We start from the raw sequence: 24,515 nt of genomic DNA on the forward strand, positions 1-24,515 counted from the left end.
CGCAGGGCTTCTGCTTTAAACTCTTCGCCGTGGCGTTTACGGGATCTGGATTCTTTTGTCATGCTTCACCTCGATTGCGATTCTATCGCTTAACGAGGTGTCCAGTCTTGTTGGTATGGATCAAACTCTAACTGTTAGGTTGGTCAATTTGTTTTCTTAAGCCGGGACTCTTGGCTTAGCAGCCAGATTAACCGCTAAACAAAATTGATTCGTTTGATAAGAACATTTCGAAGAGAGCGTCATATACTTCATACCCCCCATGTATGTGACTATTGGCTTCATCAAGGTATCTAGAACTTTGGAAGTCACTGCTTAGGCTATCCAAAACATCTCGAAGTGAATTTGATGCGTACCTATCCAACCAGTAAAGCTCTAAAACCCTCTTGTGGTTATCATTCACAGAATCAAAGATTGTTGCTAGTTCATGCCCCTTACCTTGTAATTTTGGCCTACAGACATGCTGACTTGATCTACAAGATTGTATTCGCTTCCCATCAACAATTTCTTCCTCGATATCAAAATCACGAATCTTATAGCTCCCAGCGAGAGCTTTTAGAGCCAGTTCTAATGCCAATGAAGCATTTGTAATACTCACTGCAAATGAAGCTCTATTTAGTTTCAATAACTTATATCCTTCCATAAAGTTTTTTGCATGCTGAAATGTAGGGTATGAAAATGGTATTTCAGACTCTCTCGTTGATCCTGTCATTCAACACCTTTAATCTCTTCAAAATGATCTGTCACAGGATAAGCCCATATTCTTCAAAGTCCACCGACTGAATAATCCGGTTAAGATCTTCAATAGCAAAGGATGAATCTTAGACCCCTGAGGTGATTTCACTGTCTGAATGTCCCAGAAGAGCTTTAACCAAAGGGTTTCCTTGCAACTTCAGCTTGTTATACAGATAGTCAACAAAAGTGTGTCTGAACGAGTGAAATGACTTCTTGTCACTGTCAGCAAGTACCCTGTTCTTGATGTTGCTGAACCAACGTGAAGGCGTATGCGAGTATCTTTCATTTAATAGCTTGAGGTTAGGAAAAACCATACTGTTTGGCGCTGGTGCTGTTCTGTTTACATACTCAATGAAACCCAAGGACAAAAGCTTTTCATGTATCGGACAATATGTTTCAACAACTAGGTGGTTCACTTAAACTGGATGACAACGGCAGCAAAAGTACCGCTAGAGGCGCATAGGTTTTGCGATGTTTCGCTAGTTCAGTCCGGAAAGCCGATTTAGAGCAAGATCGCAATAATCAATAAAATTGATAACTCAGAAAGTTGGATTGTCGTCGCCCGGGGCTGGGTGAAAGCGGCATCTTTAGCAGCGAGAGCTGCGCGCCGATTGAACGGGGAAAATCTGCGATTTTTCCCTGGAATAGTCCGGCGAGCTAAGTCATAGCAAAAACCACCAGCTTCCAACAAGAGATAAGCTGTGAAGGTTGGATATTCGCCGCCCGGGGCTGGGTGAAGGCGACATCATTAGCAGCGCTAGCTGCGCGTCGGCTGAACGGTGAAAATCTGCGATTTTCGCCTGGAATAGTCCGGCGAGCATCACTTAGCACTTAAATGACAGAAAAGCTGTTTGCTTAATGAAGATATTCGAACAAATGGTGCCCGGGGCCGGACTTGAACCGGCACGGCGTTACCGCCGAGGGATTTTAAATCCCTTGTGTCTACCAATTTCACCACCCGGGCATCGGGGGCTTGTTACTGACATGGTCAGCAACTGACTCGAAAATCTCAGTCAGCTCAACGATGGAAAGTAAGAACGACCGAATAACGAGACAAGAAAAGTGGAGGCGGGTCCCGGAGTCGAACCGAGGTCCACGGATTTGCAATCCGCTGCATAGCCAGTCTGCCAACCCGCCTGGGAAAAATTTGGAGCGGGAAACGAGACTCGAACTCGCGACCCCAACCTTGGCAAGGTTGTGCTCTACCAACTGAGCTATTCCCGCTTAAAACAAGGTTTCCCTTGAATACATTCCCCTATTCTTTTTGCCCTGAGGCATATTTTTTTGGGGTCTAACCTGGCTTTATCGCCTCGGCTAAATGTGAGGCTGAATTCTACCGACACCGCCTTTGCTGTCAACCACAAAAATGGTATTTGCCGCGCGATTGCTGGATTTTTGACACAACCGCCTTATTTTTGAACGCCAATCGTTCCCGTCGAGATGATCAGCCCTTCAAAAAACGCCAGGCTGCCTTGAGATAAATCACCATGGACCACACCGACAACACCGTCGCAATCAGCAGCAGTATCTTACCCAGACTCACCCAATACAGGGGAAAGCCCATAAATTCTTCCAACCCTGACAGCAGACCAATTAACGCCAGCATTTGCGCCGTGGTTTTGGCTTTACCAATAAAAGACACATTGACCGTATCCCGATGACCTGAACTTGCCATCCATTCACGTAGCGCCGAGACAAAGATTTCCCGCCCCAGCAAAATGATAGACGGCAAAGTGATCCATAGATCATTGTAGGTGTGGGTGATCATCAATAACGCTGCCCCCACAATCAACTTATCAGCAACAGGATCTAAGAACGCACCAAAAGGCGTAGTCTGTCCCAGCCTTCTGGCCAGGTAGCCGTCAAACCAATCGGTAATGGCCGCTAACCAAAAAACGAAGGCGGCCGCTTCATGGGCCCAGCGCCAGTTAAGAAAATAAATCACCACAAACACCGGGATGGCGAGTACACGCACCAAAGTCAGGATATTGGGAATAGTCCACATAGTACTTCTCGTTGATTGGACGACGGGTCGCGTAGTCATATTTTTCGCCAGTTAGACATGCCGCAAGTGATCATAAATACTTTGCGCCAATTCCTGGCTGATGCCGGGCACCTTTGCCAATTCGTCAACACTGGCATTAAGCACCTCTTGCAAACCACCCAGATATTTCAGCAAGCTTTGCCTGCGCTTGGCCCCGACACCCGGGATAGATTCCAATCGGGACTTGGTTTTGGCCTTTTGGCGCTGACTGCGATGACCGGTAATGGCAAATCGGTGAGCTTCATCGCGGATATGCTGAATAAGATGCAAGGCAGCGCTGTCTGCATCCAGCGGAATAGTAGCATGATTACCGGCCAAAATAAGGGTTTCTAATCCGGGTTTACGGCTAGTCCCCTTAGCCACACCGATCAGCATGGGTATTTTAGCGTGCTCCCAGTTTTCAAAGCAGGCTTCGGCCTGTGCAAGCTGTCCCTTGCCACCATCGATAAACAGAATATCAGGGATTTTGCTTTCATCGGAGACCTGCCGATAGCGGCGCTTGAGCGCCTGGGCCATGGCGGCATAGTCATCCCCAGGGGTAATGCCTTCGATGTTGTAACGCCGATAGTCACTCTTAAAAGGCCCTTCGCGGTTAAATACTACGCAAGACGCTACTGTCTGCTGGCCAGAAGTATGGCTGATATCGAAGCACTCCATACGCTGGATCGGATTATCCAATTCCAACACCTGCTCCAGTTCCAAAAAGCGATTGAAAATGGATTTCTGGTTACTTTGCATAGATTCCAACGCATTTTCCGCATTGGTATTGGCCAGATGCAGATACCGGCGTTTTTCTTCGCGGCTACCCTGGAAAAACTTAATCTTGTTGCCGGCCTGCTTAGACAATAGCGCTTCAATGGCGCCGCCCTCTTCCAATGCCATGGGCAATACGATTTGTTTGGGGATAGAGCGTTCGCCCGAGAGATAGAACTGCAGCAGGAAAGATTGAAACACTTCCTGATGACTGGCATCAGCCGGTACTTTGGGGAAATAACTTTTGCTTCCTAACAGCTTACCATCGCGGATAAAAAAGCCCTGAATACTGGCAATCCCGTTACGATAAGCAAAACCAAATACATCCATTTCCTGCTCATCACCACTGACCCATTGCTGCTCCTGCACTTTACGCAAGGTCGCGATTTGGTCTCGATAGCGTGCCGCTGCCTCAAAGCGAAGATCCTGACTGGCGGCTTCCATTTTCTGCACCAGAGCTTCAATCACTTCCGCATTTTTGCCCTTAAGGAACAGTCGTGCCAGCTGCACTTGCTGTTGGTACTCTTCATCGCTGACTAAACCGCTTACGCAGGGACCAGCACAACGCTTTAACTGATATTGCAAGCAAGGTCGGGTACGCGCCCGGTAATAGCTGTCTTCACATTGGCGTATAGGAAAGAGCTTTTGCATGCTGCGCAGACTTTCACGCACTGCCCAGGCGCTGGGATACGGCCCAAAATATTCGCCTTTGAGCTTGCGTCCACCGCGATGGATAGTCAGTCTCGGATGTTTATGATCGGTCAGCAGAATATAGGGATAGGACTTATCGTCACGCAACAGCACGTTATAACGGGGCCGGTACTTCTTGATGTAGTTATTTTCAAGAATAAAGGCCTCGGTTTCTGTATGCGTCAGGGTGACATCCATGTTGGCTATTTGCCGCACCAATGATTGGGTTTTAATGCTATCCACCTGAGAGCGAAAATAGCTGGATACCCGCTTTTTCAGGTTTTTGGCTTTGCCAACATAGATTACCTCTCCTTCGGCGTTATACATGCGATATACGCCGGGAGAGTCACTCAAGTTCTTAAGAAACGCCCTGTGGTCAAAGTCGGGCGTGGATCCCTGATTCATCAAAGCTGGTCTGGACTGATTATCTTATGGCGAAGTGCCAGATGGGTGAGTTCAACATCGCCGGTTACCCCCAGTTTTTCAAACATCCGGTAGCGATAGGTGTTCACGGTTTTGGCGCTGATATTCAGCTGAATGGCAATGTCTGGCACTTTGGAACCACGGGTCAGCATCATCATGATTTGCATTTCCCGCTCAGACAAATGCTTAAAGGGATCGACACCGCCGGCATCCAATTTACCCAAGGCTATCTGTTGGGCCACATCGGGGGCAATATACTTCTGACCAGCATGCACCTGCAAAATGGCTTTGACCATTTCTTTAGGTTCAGCATCTTTGGTCACAAAACCCCAGGCGCCCACTTGCATGACCTTGGCAGGGATGGGGTTCTCTTTATACATGGATAGAAAGATGACTTTCGCATCGGGATCATGGCGCAAAATCTTACGGGTGGCTTCCAGGCCGCCCATTCCCGGCATGTTCATATCCATTAAAACAATATCGAGATCATGACTGCGGCATATTTTTATCGCTTGCTCGCCACTATTCGCTTCCGCGACCACGTCAAACGCCTTCTCGCTATCGAGAATAAGGCGAATTCCGGTGCGTACCAGATCATGGTCATCGACCAACAATATTTTTATCAAAGGGTAGCTCCCATGTACTTCTTATATTTTTGTGAGCTTGTTCATGGCAACACGCCAGTGTAATTGGCAACAGTTACCATCTATCTACCAACGCCACTTGTTCAACGTTAGCGAAAAAGATGTGAACTTAAGCGATTCCAGCCTTTGATCACATCTTGCCGTCCCTGACCGGCAATTCTGGCCTGACATCCACTGACAGTACAGTGGATCAGCCAACGATCTTCACAACCTTCTACAGCCAATGGCTGTGATGGCAGCCCACCACAGCGGCATTTTTGCAGTGCAGGTGGACTCGAGTTCTTTTGTACTGACATCAGCCACCTTCTACCTGCAGATTAATAGCATAAAAGGCCGTCCACACGCCATGCCTGGCATTGCGAAAAAGGGTTTCCATTTCAGCGTCATATACAAGTTGTTTATCTCACCCTTGCTGCTTGGCCCAGCGCACCAGTTTACTCTCAAGCACAGGCATCGGCATGGCACCGTCTATCAGTACTTGTGTATGGAACTGGCGAATATCAAACCTTTCACCCTGCATGGCTTTTAGTTTCTCACGCATTTGACGAATAGCCCGCTCCCCCACTTTGTAGGCCAGAGCCTGGCCAGGAATGGCAATATAACGCTCCACCTCAGCTTCAATATCTGATGCGGCCATAGAAGAGTTCTCTGCCATAAAAGTCATGGCCTGCTCTCTGGTCCAGCCCTTAGCATGAATACCGGTGTCCACCACCAGGCGCATGGCGCGCAATTGCTCATCGGAGAGACGCCCGTACCACATCATGGGGTCAGTAAACAGGCCAAGATCTTTGCCCAGGCTTTCCGCATACAGCGCCCAACCTTCGGCAAACACGGTGTAGCCGTTAAACTTGCGATACTGTGGTAATCCCTCAACCTCCTGCTGAATGGCAATCTGGAAATGATGACCTGGCGCGGCTTCATGAATACTTAGTGTCTCTAAAAGATACTTTGGCTGGGCCTTAAGATCATAGGTATTGATATAAAAGATCCCCGGGCGTGAACCGTCTGGCGCAGGTGCCTGATAGCTGGCACCGGCAGACGAAGCGGCACGGAATGGTTCAACGGCACGCACTTCATAGTCTGCTTTGGGCCTTATTTCAAACAAGGTGTCCAAGCGCGCATTGATCTTCTCCTTTACCGCCTGATAAGCATCGATAACCGCTTCCTCTGACTGGAAAAAATAGGCGTCATCGGTGCGAAGATGCTCAAAGAAGGCTGGCAAATCCCCCTGGAAGCCTACTTTTTCTTTTACCGCTTCCATCTCTTTACGGATCCGCGCTACTTCTTGCAAACCATATTGATGGATTTCTTCTGCACTCAGGGGCAAGGTGGTATGGGTGGCAATCATATGCTCATACCAGGCCGTGCCGTCCGGCAGTGCTGACAGGCCCACGCTGTCTCTTGCAGCGGTAAGGTAACGGCTTTGTACGAAATCCAACAGCCGCTGATAACAAGGGACGATCTGCTCCATGATCATCTTTTCATAATCTTGTTCTAGCCTGGCTTTTTGTTCTGCAGTCAGGCTGTCATTATCCTGAAGCATTCTGACCGGGCCGTAGAATACACTCTTTTCCGCCGTATCGACGATATGCGCCTGCAATTGCGGGATCACTTTAAGCACAATGCTTTTAGGCAACACCACACCTTTCTCCATACCCTCTTGCATGGCGGTAATAGTGCTGTCCATATATTCCACAAAGCCTTTGGTTCGGCTGATGAAATTCAGATAATCCTGCTCTGTCTGAAAAGGTTGTGCACTGCCGCCAGAGCCCAACATAGGGTAAAAATTGTGCACACCCCACATCTGATTGTAGGGCTGTAAGTGTCCCGGGAAGCGATGACCGGCAATGGCTAGCTCTCTGTCCCGCTTGAAGATGTCATAGGTGAGCCGGTCCTGCCCTTGCAACGAATTGGCATCGATCTCCCCGATTCTGGCCAGATAACCTTGATGAAAGGCCAGATCTTCTTTCAGGCTCTTGTCGCTGATGGGATCATCAAATTTATCATCAAAGCTGTGTACCCCCACAAAGGTCGCATAAACTGGGCTTCTGGACAGGCTTTCCTGAAAAAATGCATTGACCAGGCTCTGCAAGCGTTGCGATTCATTTTGCCCACTGTCTTGCGTCGGCGCAGTAACGGATGCCCCGGCACCTTGTCCGGCTTCTGTCGTTACCTGCTCACTCTCCTGACATGCACTTAATACAAGAGCAATGGTCGTCGCCAGCACCAGTCTTTTCATTTCAGTATCCTGTTTATGACATCAATCGAGCCACATTCAAGCATATTTGCCCCCTTCTCCACCAGAGAAGGCGCAAAATTTCCAACGCGCTATGATGCTGGTTGCCGACAGCACTTGTGCGCTAGAATGGGAGCATCAGATTGCTATGTATAAGTCCATGAAAAAGCACATTTATATCGCTTACACCGGTGGCACCATCGGTATGCGCCCATCCAGCAAAGGCTATGTTTGTGTACCCGGCTTCTTATCGAAAACCCTGGCCGGTATGCCTGAGTTCCACCGCGACGAAATGCCCCAGTTCACCATCCATGAGTATGATCAGTTAATGGATTCTTCCGATATGTCGCCTTTGGACTGGCAACAAATTGCGGACGACATTCAGGCCAACTATGAAAACTACGATGGCTTTATTATTCTGCATGGCACCGACACCATGGCCTATACCGCTTCAGCACTGTCTTTTATGCTGGAGAACCTGTCAAAGCCAGTGATTGTTACCGGCTCGCAGATCCCGCTCGCAGAAATTCGCAGCGACGGCCAGATCAACCTGCTAAATGCCCTCTATCTGGCCGCCAATTACCCGGTGCACGAAGTCTGTTTATTTTTTAATAATCAGCTTCTGCGAGGTAACCGTAGCCGTAAGATCCATGCCGATGGTTTCAATGCCTTTGCCTCCCCCAATTTTCCGCCGCTGATGGAAGCGGGGATCAATATCGATGTTATCGAAGGACAGGTAAAACCCATTGTGCAACAGCCATTGAAGGTAAGCCCGGTCACTGCCCAACCGATTGGAGTGGTCACCTTGTATCCTGGGATCAGCGCCGAAGTGATTCGAAACACCCTGCAACAACCGGTAAAAGCGTTGATTTTGCTAAGTTATGGGGTCGGCAATGCCCCCCAGGATCCGGCCTTACTGAGTCAACTTGAGCAAGCCAACAAACAGGGCATTGTGGTTTTAAACTGCACCCAATGCTTACGTGGTAAGGTCAATATGGCCGGCTATGCCACCGGCAATGCATTGGCACAGGTCGGCGTGGTATCGGGGGGAGATATGACGCTGGAAGCCGCTTTGGCCAAGCTACACTACTTGTTGAGTAAAGCCAGCGGCATTGAAGCGATAAGACAGGAACTGACACAAAACCTGCGAGGAGAGCTAAGCGATTAACCAACGCCGTGCTATGGCGCTCTCCCCTCGCTAAGTTGCCATTGCTGTAAGATGGCGTCATAGGTGCCGTCTTGCTTGGTTTTATTCAAACAGTCAGATAGCTGCTGCACCCGTTCAGAAGAGGTCTTAAGACCGGTGGCAAAGAATAACTCCGTTGGAATATCTTTGGCCTCAAAAACGGGCTCAAGCGCTTCTGGTGGATATCCATCTGCCACCACTTCTTTACGCATGGCCATGGTATTGGTCAACACCAGTTCCGCTCGCTCTTTGAAAAGCATGCCCCATAATTGAGTTGAGTTAAGACTCAAGGCCAGGTTGCCAAGACGCTCATCGAATCCCTGTGTCCGCAGCCATTTTTCTGAGCCATATCCACGAATGGTGGCCACTACATACTTTTTCGCCTGTTCGATATTATTTGCCTGAATATCGCGACGACTTTTAAGCTTGACGAAATAAGCCTCGGTCTTAAATACCCGCCCTATCCAGTGAAACTCCGGTTCGCGTTCCGGAGTCCTTAACAAGGACACCATCACCACATCGACGTCATCTTTGCTGTGCAAAAACGCACGGCTCCAGGGCAATAGTTCGAACCGAGCACGAATTTCACAGACCTTTGCCACGGCTTTCGCCAGGGCAAACATTGCGCCATCCTCAGACTGTTGGGCATTTAAGAAGTGATAAGGGGCCAAGTCTTCGGCCACAAATACAACATCTGCCTCAGACGTTGTCGGCTGTGCCTGGACGGGTACGAGAAAAAGGGCAGCCAACAGCAACAGCCCCTTTTTCATCATTACCTCTATCGTCTGCACAGCCTACACCTCAAATGCTAAGCGCTTTGTCGCTTGTCTTGTGGTAAGAACAAAGCACTTAACCTTGGCAATAAAGCCCGATCAGACTCTGTCACAGGTCCCTGCTCTAGCCAGCGCACTAACAGCTCATCCAGCGTTGGCATCTTGCCCTCTTGTAACTTGGTCGCCATCAGTTGCAACTGCACGTCCTTTCGCTTTTTGTCTTCGGCTTTAGGCGAATCTGTACCGGCAATCAGTTCCATTTTCAGGATTAGGGTGCTGCGCTCTTCGCTGCCGGTTGCATTAAGGAGCGCCTGACGCCAAATCGGTGGCAAGGCTGACAGATTGTCTTCCTCCATGCTCGGCTTTGCCAACAGCGCAAATAGCGCCGCCAGTTGTTGTTGATGCTGACTGGCTTCTGCTTTTTGCTGCTGTTGTTTTACCCGCTCCTGCAACTTGTCCCAGCGTTTTTTAGCATATTCGACTTCTTTACCCTGGCCGTGCTCGAGTAAGGCTGTCAGCTTGGCATCGGTGTCCGACAGCCCTTGGCTGTCCGGCACCTGTCCTTGACCAAGTTGGCTCTCAAACCCGTCCAACAAAGCATCGATGGCCTGCTTTCTTTCTTGGGTTTGTGTCTGCTGCTGTTGCTGTTGCTGCTGGCGCTTGGCAAAAATCGCATCGTTAGCCTCACGAAACGCCTGCCACAGCCCCGCCTCCTGCTTGCGTCCGGCGTGACCTACCGTTTTCCATTCCTCCTGCAAGGCTTTGGCCTGATAGGCAGCGTCGAACGCATCCTCGAGCTCAATCAGTTTCTGTGCCCTGTGCAATAAGCGCTCTTTGTGCGCCTTATTCTCTGCATAATGGGACTCTAACTTGCTTCGAATGTCTTGAGACAGGGCTCGGTAGCGCTGATTTAGAGATTCAATATGCTGAAAGTCGACTTCTCCTGCATGTCGCCAGGCTTTTTGCAGCGCATTATAGGCCTTTGAAAGTTCCGCCATATTGATGGTATCGCCGGACAACGATTCCATCTGCGTTAACAGGGCTTGTCGCTCTTCAAGATGTTGCGCACGTTTTTGCTCCTGCGCCTGATAGAACTCCCTGACAGGTGCAAAGGCTGTTTCGCAGGCTTCATCAAACGCCTTATTCAGCACATTGTCCTCTTCGGTATCCAGCTTACCCAAACTGTTCCACTGGCCGCGTAAGTGCTTTACCTGTTCAGCTTGTTGTTGCGGTGCTAGTGGCTTGTCGATAAGCTCTTGAACAGACTCCAGTAAGGCGGGCTTTCTCGGCGCAGCAATGTAGGCCTGCCAATCTTTCAACTTCTCTACGCGCTCTTTAACGACGCTTAGCTGACGCTTGAGTTTGTCCTGTTCACCCACAGGTAAAGCCTGGTACCAATCTTCCACTTTCTGATACAAAGACATGGCAGGACGAAACTTACCTTTGTCGACCATATCGTTGATGGCACGCAGTTTTTGCCGAACCTTGTTGCTGTCTTCCTGCAGTTCAAGACTTAAGTCTTTAAGTCCTCCCTGCCACTGATTTGCTAATTCATTCCATTTATCGTCAAGCGCCTTTGGCCAGCTTTGCTTGAAAGGCTCTCTCAGTGACCGCCATTGCTGACGACACTCTTTCCAAAACATGGCACCCTGATCCAAATCTTCTTTGCTCTTTGGCGTGTCAAATCCGCATAGCACTGCAATCAAATCTTCGGCTTCTTTTACCGCCGCCTTTAATGCTGGCAGATCAGACAGTAATGACTCCAACGCCTGCAGCTGGTTAAAAAGCGTTTGTGGCACAGCCGCCACCGGCAACGAAGCGAATAACGTCTTTGCCTGCTCGAGAGCTTGCTGCAATGTAGGTACCCTGTCGGCGTCCAGAGTTGCGGGGTGTTGCAACTGTTCCCTTAACTGTTCAACCGCAAGTTGTGCATGTTGCTGTTGCTGTTGCAATAGCTGACGCTTGGTTTCTTCCGCTTGTTGTGCTTCCCAGGCAGGCAACAGCTGATTCTTTTTATCCGTTAATTTGGCGCTAAGCTCTTGATGTTTTTCACTAAACTCTTGCTGCACTGCAGATGGCAGCTTTGCCAGCATCGACACCATTTGCTGATATTCAGACTCAATGGCCTGCCATTGTGATTCCAACTTGGGTAAATGCTGTTCATCGCGAAGTGCCAGCATTTTGGATAGCTGCAAACGGATATCTTTTTCCAGCTGAACGCGTTTGGCGTCTTCCTCCTGGATTTTTTGCAATTTTTCCTGGGCCAGGGCGACCATATCTTGGTCGGTGTGTTTCTTGACAATACGGCTCAGGCTATCCGTATCATCGATATCGTGCAGCAGACGCTGTTTTAACTTGGCATTCTTGCTTTCGAACAGTATCTGTAGCGTAAGTGGTGCTTTGTTAAGCTTTTTCAGTACCAATAAACTGAGGCTGTCATCATTGCCATGCTGCCAATGGCTGCGCAGCAACCTCTCCAGCAAGCTGTGATTGCTGCATTCTTTAATGAAGCTCAGCCGTTGATTGTGCTCCAGCGCTTCAGTTCCCTCGCCTACCAACATGCTTTCAACCCGCTGCTGAGCACGTTTTTTTATACGATCTTGCTTTTCTGTCTGCGCCAGTTTCCACCATAGGGCGAAGCTATCGAGGCGCTCAAGCGCCTCCAATCGCACGCTGGTGTCTTCATCGTTAAAGGCCAGTTCATGCAGGATCCCTTTGCCCTCAGAACTACTGGGATTTAAGTCCGCAATGGCGAGCCGACGTACTTTTGGATCTGCGTGGCGATACTTAGGCCGGAAAAAACTACTAAAAATCATCGGAACTAAACCTGGCGATAGAGGGTTGGAAATCCTGTTTCAGTTGTTGCTTGGACTTGTGCACGATGTCACCGTTGGCACCGATAGTCATATGCTCTTCGGATTGAAGCACTCTCGCCTGATAGAGCATCACTGCCTGCAGGCAATTCTCTTTTTGCTCAACAGTTAAGGCATTGCCATCGGGCCACTTTCCTGTTTCAACGGCTTGGACAAGACGCTCATAAAGTTGCGGCGTCATGGCGTTTAGAAGGCTTTGAATATCCATTAGTCTGATTTCTTCACAAATATCAAGCGGATCCGGTTGATGATGTACCAAATGAAACCGATCACCGAACAACCAATCGCAATATTGTACTGCAGGTCACCCGGTGAAGTATCGCCCCAATACATAAATCCGAATCCTGAGATAAACATCAGCATCGCTATCATTGACTGAGTTTGAATAGATTGAGAACGCTTAAACTTCTGCATCTGCCGTTTGCGCAGCATGTCATCATCAGTAGCCGCGCCAATACCAAAGCCACAATGGCTGCATTGGGCCGCTTTATCTGAAATTTTTTTATTGCAAGAAGGACAGTCGATCAGGGCCATGGGCACCCCCTACTTCAGCTTTAACAAGAAAAGCGCGGTCTGTGCCGCGCTATAAAAAGAAAACAAGCTCTCGGTTATTCCTTACCCGATTGCTCACGGGCATTAAAATCCTGCCAGTAATCTTTCACCGTTTGCTTCATCTCTTTGTGCAACATCAAAATGCCGAACAAGTTGGGCAATGTCATCACTACGATTGCCACAGCCGCCAGGTTCCATACCAAAGTGGTGTCTGAGAACGACGCCCAGAAGAAACCGGCCACATAAAATACCCGATAAGGCATCACCGAGCGTGGACCTAACAAGTAGGTCATTGCCCGGTCACCGTAGTAAGACCAGGCAATGGTTGTGGAGAACGCAAATAACAGCAGACCAATAGAGACAATATACTGTCCGTAATCACCAAAGAAACCGCGAGTAAAAGCCTGAGTGGTTAGCTGCGCTGAGTGGATCAGCGACTTGCCGGACACCAGGATATTCTCCTTCACCAGCTTACCATCCTGAACCTTCAGACTCCCGGTAAAGGGATCGTCCACGGCCCCCACGCTAAAGACCACGTCTTCGGCAATAGAGCGGGCATTAATAACGGTAAAGTCTTTGTTCAGGGCTTTGCCCGAAACCACTTCGATACTGCCGCTATACAGCTCCACCTGGTGATTCTTTTCATTGTTGAGGTACAAGAACAATTTGTGACGGTCTTCTTGTGAATCGTCCGAATACTGCCCTTGTACAATCACCATATCGCTGCGCTCAAACTTGTTCTGGAACTTCTCTTGCCACACACCAGAGGAGAGGATCACTAAACCGGTCAGGGTACAGATAATGATGGTATCGATAAACGGCTCAAGGATAGACACCATGCCTTCAGAAACCGGCTCATCAGCCTTGGCCGAGGCGTGAGCAATGGGTGCAGAACCCTGTCCCGCTTCGTTAGAAAACAAACCACGGTTAACACCACGATTAAAGGCGTATGCGATAGTCGCCCCCAGGAAGCCGCCGGCAGCAGCCGAGCCGGTAAAGGCATCGGAAATCACCGACATAAAGGCTGGGCCGATATTCTCAAGGTTGTAAAAGATCACACCCAGTGCACCGATGACATACAGTACAGACATCATGGGCACTACCCTTGAGGTCACTTTGGCGATACGACGAATACCGCCGAGGATCACCAGGGCCAATACCACCGCAAGCACCGCACCGGTTAACATTGGTTCAATACCAAAGGTGGCTTCCATCCCCTGTGCGATATTGTTGATTTGCGGCAGGTTGCCGGTACCAAAAGAGCTGATTACCGTGGCAATGGCGAAAGCAATAGCCAACCATTTCATGTTAAGACGTCTGTCCATGTAATACATGGGACCACCAGCCATGGTGCCGTCTTCGGTTTTCACCCGGTACTTGTGGGATAAGGTCACTTCTACAAATTTGGTGGTCATCCCCAAAAACGCGGTCGCCCACATCCAAAACAGCGCAGCCGGGCCGCCCAAGAAGATAGCAAAGGCCACACCACCGATGTTACCCGTACCTACAGTGCCTGAGAGGGCTGTACTTAATGCCTGAAAGTGAGTGGTGTCACCCGGCGCACCTTTCTTGTCCAGTTTGCCGCTAACCACCAGCCAGGCATGGCGAAAGTAGCGCACCTGAGGAAAACCCAAATACAGGGTAAAAAACAGACCGACACCCAGAAGGACGAAGGGAAACCAGGCTGAGCTTCCCAGCAAGGCGTCCATCGACAGTAGAAAATTATTAAAGGCTTCCAAACAAATTCCCCTATTTCGTTCTTATTATTCCGTCAGCATTTACCGTGCATGTACAAAGTATCTTCTGCACAGGCGATTGCCGCTTACTATCTCATAGTTGATTGAGTACCGCGTGGATCGCCACCAGCACATCTTCACCCAAACGTTTGCTGCGCGCCGGTGACCAGCCATACGCCGCATCGGGCAAATCGGCATTGTCTTTAAACGGCATTTCCAGGGTATACGCCAGACAATGATAGGTGTTACCCACCGCATTGGAGCCGACCGTCAGGTTGGCTTCTCCGGGCTTATCTTTGGGATAGCCGTAGGTATCCTGGAATTCAGGTGTCACGGCCATCAGTGTCTGCTTGAAGGTCTGTTCAAGATGAGCAATTTTGTCGTTGTAATTGGGAGTGCCTTCCCCGCCGGCAACGAAGTTGTAAGGCAAGGCTTCATCACCGTGAACATCGAGAAACATATCAACGCCGGTTTCCTGCATCTTTTTACTAACCAGGAATACTTCCGGGCTGTTTTCCATGGACGGATGGGCCCACTCGCGATTGAGGTTAATCCCCTTGGCGTTAGTGCGCAGATGCCCTCTTGCTGCTCCATCCGGATTCATATTCGGCACCACATAGAACACGGCTTGCTCAAACAAAGCGCGGGCCAGGCCATCATCTTCATCGAGCAGTCGCTCTAACAGGCCTTCGATCAGCCACTCGGCCATGGTCTCACCGGGATGCTGACGGGCAATAATCCAGACTTTTTTCTTGTTAGGCTCTTCATGGCCGATAGTCAACAGCGACATATCGCGTCCATCCAGGGTTTCGCCAAGATGGGTCAGTTTGCAGTCAAATGAGGTCTGCGCCCAGGCGAGCAAATCAAGGTGGCGCTCGTAGGAGTAAGGCGCAAAGTACGCGTAATAGGTAGTGTCAAATTCTGGGGTGTGATCGATGGTAAGTCGATCACCGTCAAATTCACAATCCACCCGGAACCATTCCTGACGATCATAGGACGCTACCGCCTGATAGCCTTTCCAACCCTCTGGGTAAGCCGATTTGGCCAGGTCGACAATGTGCAGGCGATGGTTGACCATAGGGGTGGATTCCAGACGAAAATGGAACCACTGATAAAAATCAGACTGATGGTCTTTTTTAATGCGAAGTTGGATATTTTCAGGCGCTTCTGCGCTGATAACCTGGATGTTACCGCTATCGAAATTGCAGCTTATTCTCATTGTGGACACTGGTGTGGCTAAAAGACGAGGTAATCTACCATAAATTAAATTCTCCTGGCTAACCCGTCATCACAGATTCAAGGTCAATGGCCGCTAGCGGGATTTAAAATAAAAAGAGGCGCCGAAGCACCTCTTTAAGCTGTAATGGTTGTTTCCCCTAGTTTAGTCAGCGCTTATGGTCGCTGGCAATGTGGGAACCTTTAATCCGGCCATCTGCTGAACCACGCGCATCACCTGACAGCTATAACCAAATTCATTGTCATACCACACATACAAAGTGGCACGATTCTCTGACACGATAGTGGCTTGAGAGTCCACTACAGAGGCGAAGCGGGAACCAACCAGGTCAGACGACACCAGTTCTGTAGAGGCGGTGTAGTCGATCTGATGCTGCAACTCGGTAAACAAGGCCGTTTTGCGCAAAAACTCGTTGATCTCTTCTTTGTCAGTGCTCTTACCCAAGTTCAGGTTCAAAATTGCCAGCGACACATTCGGTGTGGGCACGCGAATGGCGTTACCGGTCAAACGACCCGCCAGTTTCGGATATGCCTTGGCCACGGCTTTGGCAGCACCGGTTTCGGTGATCACCATGTTCAGCGGCGCAGCGCGACCACGACGCTCGGCCTTATGGAAATTATCGATCAGGTTTTGATCATTGGTGTAGGAATGCACGGTTTCCACATGGCCATTGTCGATACCATAATGCTCATCGATGGCCTTCAAAACCGGGGTAATCGCATTAGTCGTGCAGCTGGCGGCAGACAGAATAGTGTCTTCATCGAGAATATCTTTATGGTTTACACCATATACGATGTTCTTGATGTCACCCTTACCTGGCGCAGTCAGCAATACTTTGGCCGCTCCTTTGGAGCTCAAGTGCTGTCCCAGGCCATCGCGATCACGCCACATACCGGTGTTGTCGATAACAATTGCGTTATTAATGCCGTACTGGGTGTAATCCACCTCTTGCGGACCGTTGGCATAGATAATCTGAATGTAGGAGCCATTGGCCTTAATGGCATTACGCTCACTATCGATGGTGATGCTGCCATTGAATGGACCATGAACAGAATCCCGGCGCAACAAGCTGGCACGCTTTTCCAAATCACCGGCCTTACCGCCACGCACTACAATAGCGCGAAGACGTAATTTGTTGTTCTTACCCTGGCGCTCAATCAGCAGGCGGGCCAGCAAGCGCCCGATACGGCCAAAACCGTAAAGCACGACATCCACAGGCGCATGGTTGTCTTCTTTATCAACAATCGCTGCCAACTCATCTTTTAAGTAAGTTTCAACATCCCTTCCCATAGCCTTGTCGCCATAGTGGTAGTTGTAAGCCAACTTACCCAAATCTACCTGAGCAGGCGCCAGTTTCATGCGGCTAATGGCATCGAGCAGCGGCCAACTCTCACGCAGACGCAGTTTATCACCTGTGTGCAGACGAACCATACGGTGCGCTTTGACGATATCAATGCTGTTGGCGCCCAGCAAGGTGCGACCATACAGTGTGATCTCAACGGCTTTATCACGATAGAGCTGCCCCAATATGGGTTGCATTCTCTCTGCATATTCCTGACGCTCCTGCCAACTATTGAGCAGCGCTTCTTCATGTTGATGATTCATTAATTCCGCCTTCTACGCATTGGGAAAATGAAGGCCTGGCCACAAGTTGCCAAACCATCTGAGTATCCACAGACATTGCCATGGGCAAAAACGGCCGCTATTTTAATGAAACGGTGCTGGGACGCAAAATTGTACAAAAGTTTCAGAATCGTTAAATTTTAAGGGTTTGCAGCCAAATTCTTGGTAAAATTCCTTCAGTTTTATGTCTGCATAGGTTCCGCCATGAACCTTTTAAGACCGGCTTAGTCACTCGAGGTATTACATGCACAGGTTTATGGGAATGGTGGTTTTGGCTGCACTGACGGGTTGCGACTCCTTCAGCAGTGTCAGCGTCAAAGATATCTGCGAGCAGCAACCGCAGCTTTGTAGCGACCTAAATCCCGACAGCTGGTGCCGGGCAGAGAAATCCCGAATTATTAAAGACCGTTACGAGCAGCTGAAAAGCCCGTCTGATTTGCTCAACTACGACCTCCTATTGGGTTTTGAAAATTACAAAAAGTGCATCAGCAAAGCCTCAGACATCGAGCATATTAAGCTCAAAGAAAAGCAGTCTGAACGGGTGCGCGGTTTGATGACAGCGGAGCGTGAACTCAAGCGCCTGGCCAGGGAAACACAAGGCGTGGATGTACCGCACTTACTCTATTACCACTGGTCACGCTTTGATGATCAGGATGCACTGAAGGCGTTCTTGCAGTACGAAAAACGCGGCGAATTAGAATACCCGGAGATGCAGGTTGCACTGGCCACTTACTACAGTAAGTTCGACCGGCCTAAAACCATCAGCCTGCTCTACCATGCTCTGGAATTGTATGGCGAGGATGCCGAGGTCGATCCAGAAATATTTCTGAGCCTGAGCACCATTAATATGAAAGAAGAGCGCTTCGAACAAGCCTATATATGGGGCTATGTTGGCCAGAAGTTCGGCGTGGAAGATCTGAATTTGACCAGCATCGAAAGTATTCTGGTTCAGCAAAATATACAGACAAAGGCCTTGAAAAAGACCGCAGAACATTACATCGAGCAAATCGAGGATGGGCGGTTTATTGCCCCGCTGTAACCTAAAAACTGAAATCTAGTTACAGAAAAATATTTTAGTGAAGTGACAATAAAAGCTGACACAAAAAACGCCGGTGACATGACCGGCGTTTTTTTAACTGCATTGGCCTACTTGCGAATAGCCACAATGGGCTGGCCAGGTTGGCTCCACTCAACGTGATATTTTTTACCTTGCGGCTTATCCAAGCGCTCAAAGGTATGAGCGCCAAAATAGTCTCTTTGTCCCTGCAACAAGTTGGCAGGCAAAACAGCACTGCGATAGGAATCATAATAATTCAGCGCCGATGACATGGCCGCGCAGGGGATCCCCATCAGACAGGCATCGGCTACGGCACGACGCCAATTGCTTTGATAGGAACGGATCTGATCGGCAAAGAAGGGATCCAGCAGCAAATTATCCAACTGTTCGTTTTGCTCATAGGCTTGGGTAATCGACTGTAAGAATACCGCACGGATAATACAGCCTGCGCGCCAGATCTTGGCAATCTGGGCAAAATCCAGCTTCCAGCCATGCTCCAATGACGCCATCGCCATCAATTGAAAGCCTTGCGCGTAAACACATATTTTGGAGCAATACAGCGCATCATGCAGCGCTTTTACCGCGGCATCCCGTTTAGCGGCATCCACCTTTACCGGCTCAGGTCCGGGCAGAATATCGGCAGCCTTCAAACGTTCATTCTTAAGACTGGAAATGGCTCTGGCAAAGACCGCTTGGGCGATGGTCTGTGCCGGACTGCCTACTTCCAAAGCGCTGACCGCAGTCCACAGGCCGGTACCTTTTTGACCAGCCTTATCCATGATCACGTCAACCAAAGGCTGACCACTCTCATCGTCATGCTTGTCCAATACCTCGGCACTGATTTCCATCAGATAGCTGTTTAGCTCACCTTGGTTCCACTGGCGGAAAATGGCAGCAATTTCGGCGGGTGTCATCCCCAGACCACTGCGCATAATGTGATAGGTTTCACAAATCATCTGCATGTCGGCGTATTCGATACCGTTATGCACCATTTTCACATAATGACCAGCCCCCACAGGGCCGATATAGGCGGCACAAGGTTCCCCTTCTTTAACCGGCTTGCCTGGTGTATGAGATTCCAGCGGTTTACCACTTGCCGGATCGACCTTTGCAGCAATCGCCTTCAGCACAGGCTCGATACGCGTCCAGGCATAGGGATCGCCTGATGGCATCAGTGAGGGACCAAAACGCGCCCCCACTTCACCGCCAGACACCGCAGTAGAGAAGAAAATCAGCTTGCCCTTGTATTGACGCTCACGGTCGACGGAGTCTGTCCACAAGCTGTTGCCTGTATCCACCACAATATCATCGGCGCCGATGCCGGCATCAATCAAGTGATGACAAACATGATCTACCGGCTCACCCGCAGGTACAGAAAGGATAATCAGATGAGGAGATTTCAGCTTACCAAGTAGCTCAGTATACGAGCGGCAGCCCATCACCCTGGGAGGCTGGCTCCCACGCTCTGCCGCATCCTGGGCAAGAATGGCGTCCACCTTGGACTGGTCGAGATCGAAACAGGCGATCTTGTAGCCATTGTCGGCCAGATTCAGGGTCAGGTTTTTACCCATCACCCCTAAACCGATAAAACCAATATCGCACAGCTGAGTTTCAAGCGTCATGTTTGCCCCGTCAGTGTTTTTTACGTTAGGCCCCAGAAGTGGCGGCGATTATACACATTGAACATGGCCTTGTAACTTTAAGGCGTTGCTGTGTGGCATCGCAGCAGGCTTAAACTTTTGTAGGCCTGCACGTACAAGCCGGTGATCTGCCGAACAGGATAATCATCATCACTGCTGTAACGGGTATCCAACTCCAACTGCCAGTCCTTCGGCTCAGACGGCAGTACAAACGCCACGTCATTGTCGCCGGCATTAAACAGGATTAGCCAGTGTTCGGTAATCTCGCCCTCACCTTTAAACTGCAAGGCAAAGGCCTGATTGTTGGCGTCTTGCCAATCGTCCACAACCTTGCCTGCCCCGTCGGGCCGATACCAACCAACCTTTTCGACATTGACCTTGTTGATGTAATTGTCATCCTGAAGGCTTAAGTTACTGAGCAATTCGCTGCCTTTACGTATGGCAATCACTTTCTGGCAGAAATCAAAAAAATCCTGTTTGCGCTGGGTTAACTCCCAGTCCAGCCAGCTAATCTCGTTATCCTGGCAATAGGCATTATTATTGCCTTTCTGTGTGCGGCACAGCTCATCACCACCCAATACATGGGGGATCCCTTGTGATAACAACAAGGTGGCAAACATATTTCGCTTCTGGCGGTCACGTAAGGCCAGAATCTGCGGATTATGGGTAGCGCCCTCAACACCGTAATTAGCGGATATATTATGTCCATGACCGTCACGGTTTTGTTCGCCGTTGGCTTCATTGTGACGTTCCTGATAGCTGACCAGATCTTCCAGCGTAAAACCATCGTGGTAGGTCACCATATTGACTGAGGTATGGATGGCACGCTGACCTTTTGGAAAGATATCCCGGGAGCCAAGTAAGCGGGTGGCAAAATCACTGGTGGAGCCTTTATCACCGCGCCAGAAGGCGCGCAGTGTATCCCGGTACTTGTCATTGCATTCGTGCCAGTGAGAAGGGAAGTGACCCAAACGATAGCCACCGGCCCCAATATCCCAGGGCTCTGCAATGAGTTTTACCCGCTCAAGGACAGGATCTTGGCGCAAGGCTCTGAAAAAACCGGCATGGGCAGAAAACTCATAAGGATCACGACCTAAACTGGCAGCTAAATCAAAGCGAAAGCCATCCACGCCCATGATCTCTACCCAATAGCGCAGCGCGTCCATGACCATTTTCATCACATAGGGATGGGCCACATTAACGCTGTTGCCACAACCAGAATTATTCAGGTAGTGACGATAGTTCATTGCCCCGTATTCGTTGTGATCAAACAAATAGAAGGCGGTATTATCCAGGCCTTTGAAGGAAAGCATCGGGCCATCCACGCCCCCTTCTGCAGTGTGGTTAAACACCACATCCAGGATCACTTCAATACCAGCACCGTGCAAGGCATTAACCATGGCACGGAACTCCCCTACAGGATCATCGATAGCATAACGGGGATCGGGACTAAAAAAATTAATGGGGTTATATCCCCAGTAATTACTGTAGCCGCGCTCGGTCAGCCAGGGCTCTGACATAAAAGCCGTCACTGGCATCAGTTGCACTGCCGTTACTCCCAACTGCTTCAGATGTTCGAGGATAACAGGCTGACAAAAGCCCAAAAACTTACCGCGTTTTTCCGTGGGCACTTGGGGATGCAGCTGAGTCATCCCCTTGATATGGGCTTCATACAGGATAAATTCGTCAAAACCCAGGTGGGGTTTGCTACCGGGTTCTATGGGTGGTGGCGTGTTACAGATCACCGCCTTGGGGATCATGAATTGGCTGTCCCCTTTATACTGACGTGCATTCCATACCGCCGGGCGATTTATGCGCTTGGCATAGGGATCGATCAACAACTTTTGCGAGTTAAAGAGCAATCCCAGTTCCAACATATCTTTACCATGGGCGCGATACCCATAAAGCTGACCTTCTTTAATGCCTTGCACGCATCCATGCCAGACTTTTCCCGTTTTTGCAGGCAGGCGAAGGGTGATCAACTCCTCTTCCGTGTCGGCATGAAATAAACACAGTTCCACGGCACTGGCATTAGGTGCGTGCACCGCAAAGTTGCAGCCATGGGCTGTCAGTGTCGCACCTAGCGGCGCCGGCACGCCGTCACTGAGTTTAAAGTCAGGGTTACTCATCGGCCTCATGCAATATAAAAAGTGTCGCCAAGGGTGGCAGTCGTAAAACAATGGACCAGGGCTGTTCGTTCCAACTAACCTGCTCTGCTTTGACGTTTTCCGTTACCTGATAACCACTTCCCCAGTAGGCTGTGTCATCGGTATTGAGTAACAGGCGGTAATTTCCGGGCTCTGCAACACCGAGACGGAAGAGTTCCTGAGGAACGGGCGTAAAATTGCATACTACATAGACTTTCTGGCGGTTTCCCTCGGACAGCCGGATAAAAGACAACACACTTTGCTCTGCATTGTGATGATCCAACCATCTGAAACCTTCCGGCATATGGTCACATTGGTGCAAGGCGGGTTGGCTTTGATACAGATGATTAAGATCCCGATACAAGCGCTGAATGCCAGCATGCTTGTCAAAATCGAGCAAATGCCACTGCACGCTACTGTCGTGATTCCATTCGCCGCTTTGTCCTATCTCATTGCCCATAAAGTTGAGTTTCTTGCCAGGATGGCCGTACATAAAGGCCGCATAGCAGCGATGATTGGCTGCCTGCTGCCACTCGTCTCCAGGCATTTTGCGCAGCAATGAACCTTTGCCATGCACCACTTCGTCATGGGAGATGGGCAGGATAAAGTTTTCATCATAGGCATACACCATACTGAAGGTCATTTCGTTATGGTGATAACGTCGGTAGGCCGGATCTTTACTGATGTAATGCAACGAGTCGTGCATCCAGCCCATGTTCCACTTAAAGCCGAATCCCAGTCCATTTTCATACACCGGGCGTGACACCTTGGCAAAAGCTGTCGATTCTTCGGCAATGGTCATGGCATGCGGGAACTTGGCGTAGACTTCCTGATTCATCCAGCGCAACAGGCTGATGGCTTCATAATTATGATTGCCGCCATCTACGTTAGGGATCCACTCCCCTTCATCCCTTGAGTAATCCAGGTACAACATAGAGGCAACAGCATCAACTCTGAGCCCGTCTATATGGAACTTATCTAACCAAAACAGCGCATTGGCCACCAAGAATTGACGAACCGTGTCCTTGCCAAAGTCATAGATGCAGGAATCCCAGTCGGGATGCCAGCCCTTACGCGGATCTTCATATTCATAAACATGGGTACCATCGAAACGCGCCAAGCCATGCCCATCTTCAGGGAAATGTGCTGGCACCCAGTCGATAATCACACCGATACCAGCCTGATGGCATTGATCGACGAAATATTTGAAATCATCGGGATTTCCAAAGCGACTGGTCGGCGAAAATAGTCCTACCGGCTGGTAGCCCCAGGAGCCATCGAAAGGATATTCAGAGATGGGAAGCAGCTCAACATGGGTATAGCCCATGTCTTTGACATAGGGGATCAACTGCTCGGCCAATTCGTGATAGCTGAGATACTGATTGTCCTGTTTGCGCCGCCAAGAACCCAAGTGCACCTCATAGATACTCATGGGGCTGTTGTATTTGTTGGCCATGGCCTTATCGCGCCAGGCGTTGTCCTGCCATTGATAGGCTTGATGGTCGTAAACAATAGACGCATGAGACGGATACTGCTCGGCGTAAAAACCAACGGGGTCAGCTTTATGAGGCAAGCTGTGACCATGTCTGTCTTTGATTTGATACTTGTACTTGCAGCCAGGCTCAACCCCCGGCACAAACAATACCCAATAGCCAAGACTGGTTTTTTGCATCGGATGAGCACTGCCATCCCACCAATTGAAATCGCCGACCAGGGATACCGCGCTGGCGTTAGGTGCAAACACCGCAAAGCGGGTACCGCGCACCTGTTTATCCAATCCTATATCCAAGGCAAGTACCTGTGCGCCAAGTTGTCGATACAAATTTTCCGGCGCATGGTCAACATAATGTACGGCGTGAAAAGCCTCTTCCTGGAACTGATAGGGGTCAATTCGTTGATACTGATGCCCCTGATTGGAAGTCACTTCCAGCGCATAGGGACCCACCGCTTTTTTACCTTTTAGGTACAACACAAACAAAGCACTGTCGTCATGCGGCTGCATGGTACCCAGCACTTTGCCAGTGCCTAAACTTATCGCCTGAACCTTACCCGCACCCGGTAACCAAGCACGTATTCCCTGCCCCTGCTCATCACTGAAAGGCCCTAGCAGGGTAAAGGGCTCAGCACACTGGGCGTTTCTTAGTGATGTAGTGTCCATCTGTACTCCTT

General features: G+C 49.6%; 18 protein-coding genes and 3 tRNA genes. 2 read left to right on the plus strand and 19 right to left on the minus strand.

The window, feature by feature from the left end:
* Positions 1–187: 187 nt before the first annotated feature.
* The 9 genes from P2G88_RS10835 to P2G88_RS10875 form a co-directional block, all read right to left on the minus strand.
* On the minus strand, positions 188–709 hold the full coding sequence (locus P2G88_RS10835; RefSeq protein ID WP_275795888.1) for a hypothetical protein: 522 nt from the start codon (positions 707–709) through the stop codon (positions 188–190).
* A gap of 900 nt (positions 710–1,609) precedes the next feature.
* Positions 1,610–1,696: transfer RNA gene (locus P2G88_RS10840), tRNA-Leu, on the minus strand.
* Positions 1,697–1,795: 99 nt separating this feature from the next.
* A tRNA-Cys gene (locus P2G88_RS10845) sits at positions 1,796–1,869 on the minus strand.
* A gap of 11 nt (positions 1,870–1,880) precedes the next feature.
* A tRNA-Gly gene (locus P2G88_RS10850) sits at positions 1,881–1,956 on the minus strand.
* A gap of 220 nt (positions 1,957–2,176) precedes the next feature.
* On the minus strand, positions 2,177–2,737 hold the full coding sequence (gene pgsA, locus P2G88_RS10855) for a CDP-diacylglycerol--glycerol-3-phosphate 3-phosphatidyltransferase (RefSeq protein WP_275795889.1): 561 nt from the start codon (positions 2,735–2,737) through the stop codon (positions 2,177–2,179).
* A 51-nt stretch (positions 2,738–2,788) separates the two neighbouring features.
* Positions 2,789–4,624 (minus strand): excinuclease ABC subunit UvrC, encoded by a 1,836-nt coding sequence (uvrC, locus tag P2G88_RS10860; RefSeq protein ID WP_275795890.1) that lies wholly within the window; start codon positions 4,622–4,624, stop codon positions 2,789–2,791.
* Positions 4,624–5,268: a UvrY/SirA/GacA family response regulator transcription factor gene (gene uvrY, locus P2G88_RS10865; RefSeq protein ID WP_275795891.1), complete on the minus strand. Its 645-nt coding sequence runs from the start codon at positions 5,266–5,268 to the stop codon at positions 4,624–4,626. Before uvrY ends, uvrC begins: the two co-directional genes overlap by 1 nt.
* 107 nt (positions 5,269–5,375) lie before the next feature.
* On the minus strand, positions 5,376–5,582 hold the full coding sequence (locus P2G88_RS10870) for a hypothetical protein (protein ID WP_275795892.1): 207 nt from the start codon (positions 5,580–5,582) through the stop codon (positions 5,376–5,378).
* 107 nt (positions 5,583–5,689) lie between these two features.
* Positions 5,690–7,525, minus strand: a complete 1,836-nt coding sequence (locus tag P2G88_RS10875; RefSeq protein ID WP_275795893.1) for a DUF885 domain-containing protein — start codon at positions 7,523–7,525, stop codon at positions 5,690–5,692.
* Between the two features lie 157 nt (positions 7,526–7,682).
* On the opposite strand from P2G88_RS10875, the gene ansA reads away from it, so the two are divergent.
* Entirely contained in the window at positions 7,683–8,690 is a 1,008-nt protein-coding gene (gene ansA, locus P2G88_RS10880) for an asparaginase (protein ID WP_275795894.1), read from the plus strand.
* A gap of 11 nt (positions 8,691–8,701) precedes the next feature.
* On the opposite strand, the gene P2G88_RS10885 is transcribed toward ansA, so the two are convergent.
* The 7 genes from P2G88_RS10885 to P2G88_RS10915 form a co-directional block, all read right to left on the minus strand.
* Positions 8,702–9,499, minus strand: a complete 798-nt coding sequence (locus tag P2G88_RS10885) for a transporter substrate-binding domain-containing protein (protein WP_275795895.1) — start codon at positions 9,497–9,499, stop codon at positions 8,702–8,704.
* A 17-nt stretch (positions 9,500–9,516) separates the two neighbouring features.
* On the minus strand, positions 9,517–12,297 hold the full coding sequence (locus tag P2G88_RS10890; RefSeq protein WP_275795896.1) for a DUF349 domain-containing protein: 2,781 nt from the start codon (positions 12,295–12,297) through the stop codon (positions 9,517–9,519).
* Positions 12,287–12,562 carry a DUF1315 family protein gene (locus P2G88_RS10895; protein ID WP_275795897.1) on the minus strand — a complete coding sequence of 92 codons (276 nt, stop codon included), beginning with the start codon at positions 12,560–12,562 and terminating at the stop codon, positions 12,287–12,289. Before P2G88_RS10895 ends, P2G88_RS10890 begins: the two co-directional genes overlap by 11 nt.
* Positions 12,562–12,888, minus strand: a complete 327-nt coding sequence (locus P2G88_RS10900) for a hypothetical protein (protein ID WP_275795898.1) — start codon at positions 12,886–12,888, stop codon at positions 12,562–12,564. The genes P2G88_RS10895 and P2G88_RS10900 overlap by 1 nt, the downstream gene beginning before the upstream one ends.
* Before the next feature lie 74 nt (positions 12,889–12,962).
* Positions 12,963–14,645: an AGCS family amino acid carrier protein gene (locus P2G88_RS10905; RefSeq protein WP_275795899.1), complete on the minus strand. Its 1,683-nt coding sequence runs from the start codon at positions 14,643–14,645 to the stop codon at positions 12,963–12,965.
* Positions 14,646–14,736: 91 nt separating this feature from the next.
* The gene (locus tag P2G88_RS10910; protein WP_275795900.1) at positions 14,737–15,861 is read right to left on the minus strand and encodes a M14-type cytosolic carboxypeptidase; all 1,125 of its coding nucleotides are present in this window, start codon (positions 15,859–15,861) and stop codon (positions 14,737–14,739) included.
* A gap of 162 nt (positions 15,862–16,023) precedes the next feature.
* Positions 16,024–17,484, minus strand: coding sequence for a glyceraldehyde-3-phosphate dehydrogenase (locus tag P2G88_RS10915; RefSeq protein WP_275795901.1), 1,461 nt, complete (start codon positions 17,482–17,484; stop codon positions 16,024–16,026).
* 262 nt (positions 17,485–17,746) lie between these two features.
* Between P2G88_RS10915 and P2G88_RS10920 the strand changes: the two genes are divergently transcribed.
* A complete protein-coding gene (locus P2G88_RS10920; protein ID WP_275795902.1) occupies positions 17,747–18,541 on the plus strand; it encodes a DUF2989 domain-containing protein in 795 nt (264 codons plus the stop codon).
* 107 nt (positions 18,542–18,648) lie between these two features.
* Here the strand turns inward: P2G88_RS10920 and gndA are convergent, their stop codons facing one another.
* From gndA to glgB, 3 genes are all read right to left on the minus strand, one after another.
* Positions 18,649–20,181 (minus strand): NADP-dependent phosphogluconate dehydrogenase, encoded by a 1,533-nt coding sequence (gene gndA, locus P2G88_RS10925; RefSeq protein WP_275795903.1) that lies wholly within the window; start codon positions 20,179–20,181, stop codon positions 18,649–18,651.
* Between the two features lie 77 nt (positions 20,182–20,258).
* Positions 20,259–22,328 carry a glycogen debranching protein GlgX gene (gene glgX / locus P2G88_RS10930; protein WP_275795904.1) on the minus strand — a complete coding sequence of 690 codons (2,070 nt, stop codon included), beginning with the start codon at positions 22,326–22,328 and terminating at the stop codon, positions 20,259–20,261.
* The gene (gene glgB / locus P2G88_RS10935) at positions 22,321–24,504 is read right to left on the minus strand and encodes a 1,4-alpha-glucan branching protein GlgB (protein ID WP_275795905.1); all 2,184 of its coding nucleotides are present in this window, start codon (positions 24,502–24,504) and stop codon (positions 22,321–22,323) included. The genes glgX and glgB overlap by 8 nt, the downstream gene beginning before the upstream one ends.
* Positions 24,505–24,515: the final 11 nt, after the last annotated feature.

Origin of the sequence: Aliiglaciecola sp. CAU 1673 (assembly GCF_029223185.1) — a bacterium.
Lineage (GTDB): Bacteria > Pseudomonadota > Gammaproteobacteria > Enterobacterales > Alteromonadaceae > Bowmanella.

Coding starts and splice junctions, on each gene's coding strand:
- P2G88_RS10835 (WP_275795888.1), bottom strand. CDS start 709: ATGACAGGATCAACGAGAGAGTCTGAAATACCATTTTCATACCCTACA.
- ansA (WP_275795894.1), top strand. CDS start 7,683: ATGAAAAAGCACATTTATATCGCTTACACCGGTGGCACCATCGGTATG.
- pgsA (WP_275795889.1), bottom strand. CDS start 2,737: ATGTGGACTATTCCCAATATCCTGACTTTGGTGCGTGTACTCGCCATC.
- glgX (WP_275795904.1), bottom strand. CDS start 22,328: ATGAGTAACCCTGACTTTAAACTCAGTGACGGCGTGCCGGCGCCGCTA.
- P2G88_RS10915 (WP_275795901.1), bottom strand. CDS start 17,484: ATGAATCATCAACATGAAGAAGCGCTGCTCAATAGTTGGCAGGAGCGT.
- glgB (WP_275795905.1), bottom strand. CDS start 24,504: ATGGACACTACATCACTAAGAAACGCCCAGTGTGCTGAGCCCTTTACC.
- P2G88_RS10870 (WP_275795892.1), bottom strand. CDS start 5,582: ATGTCAGTACAAAAGAACTCGAGTCCACCTGCACTGCAAAAATGCCGC.
- uvrC (WP_275795890.1), bottom strand. CDS start 4,624: ATGAATCAGGGATCCACGCCCGACTTTGACCACAGGGCGTTTCTTAAG.
- P2G88_RS10910 (WP_275795900.1), bottom strand. CDS start 15,861: ATGAGAATAAGCTGCAATTTCGATAGCGGTAACATCCAGGTTATCAGC.
- gndA (WP_275795903.1), bottom strand. CDS start 20,181: ATGACGCTTGAAACTCAGCTGTGCGATATTGGTTTTATCGGTTTAGGG.
- P2G88_RS10895 (WP_275795897.1), bottom strand. CDS start 12,562: ATGGATATTCAAAGCCTTCTAAACGCCATGACGCCGCAACTTTATGAG.
- P2G88_RS10875 (WP_275795893.1), bottom strand. CDS start 7,525: ATGAAAAGACTGGTGCTGGCGACGACCATTGCTCTTGTATTAAGTGCA.
- P2G88_RS10920 (WP_275795902.1), top strand. CDS start 17,747: ATGCACAGGTTTATGGGAATGGTGGTTTTGGCTGCACTGACGGGTTGC.
- P2G88_RS10900 (WP_275795898.1), bottom strand. CDS start 12,888: ATGGCCCTGATCGACTGTCCTTCTTGCAATAAAAAAATTTCAGATAAA.
- P2G88_RS10890 (WP_275795896.1), bottom strand. CDS start 12,297: ATGATTTTTAGTAGTTTTTTCCGGCCTAAGTATCGCCACGCAGATCCA.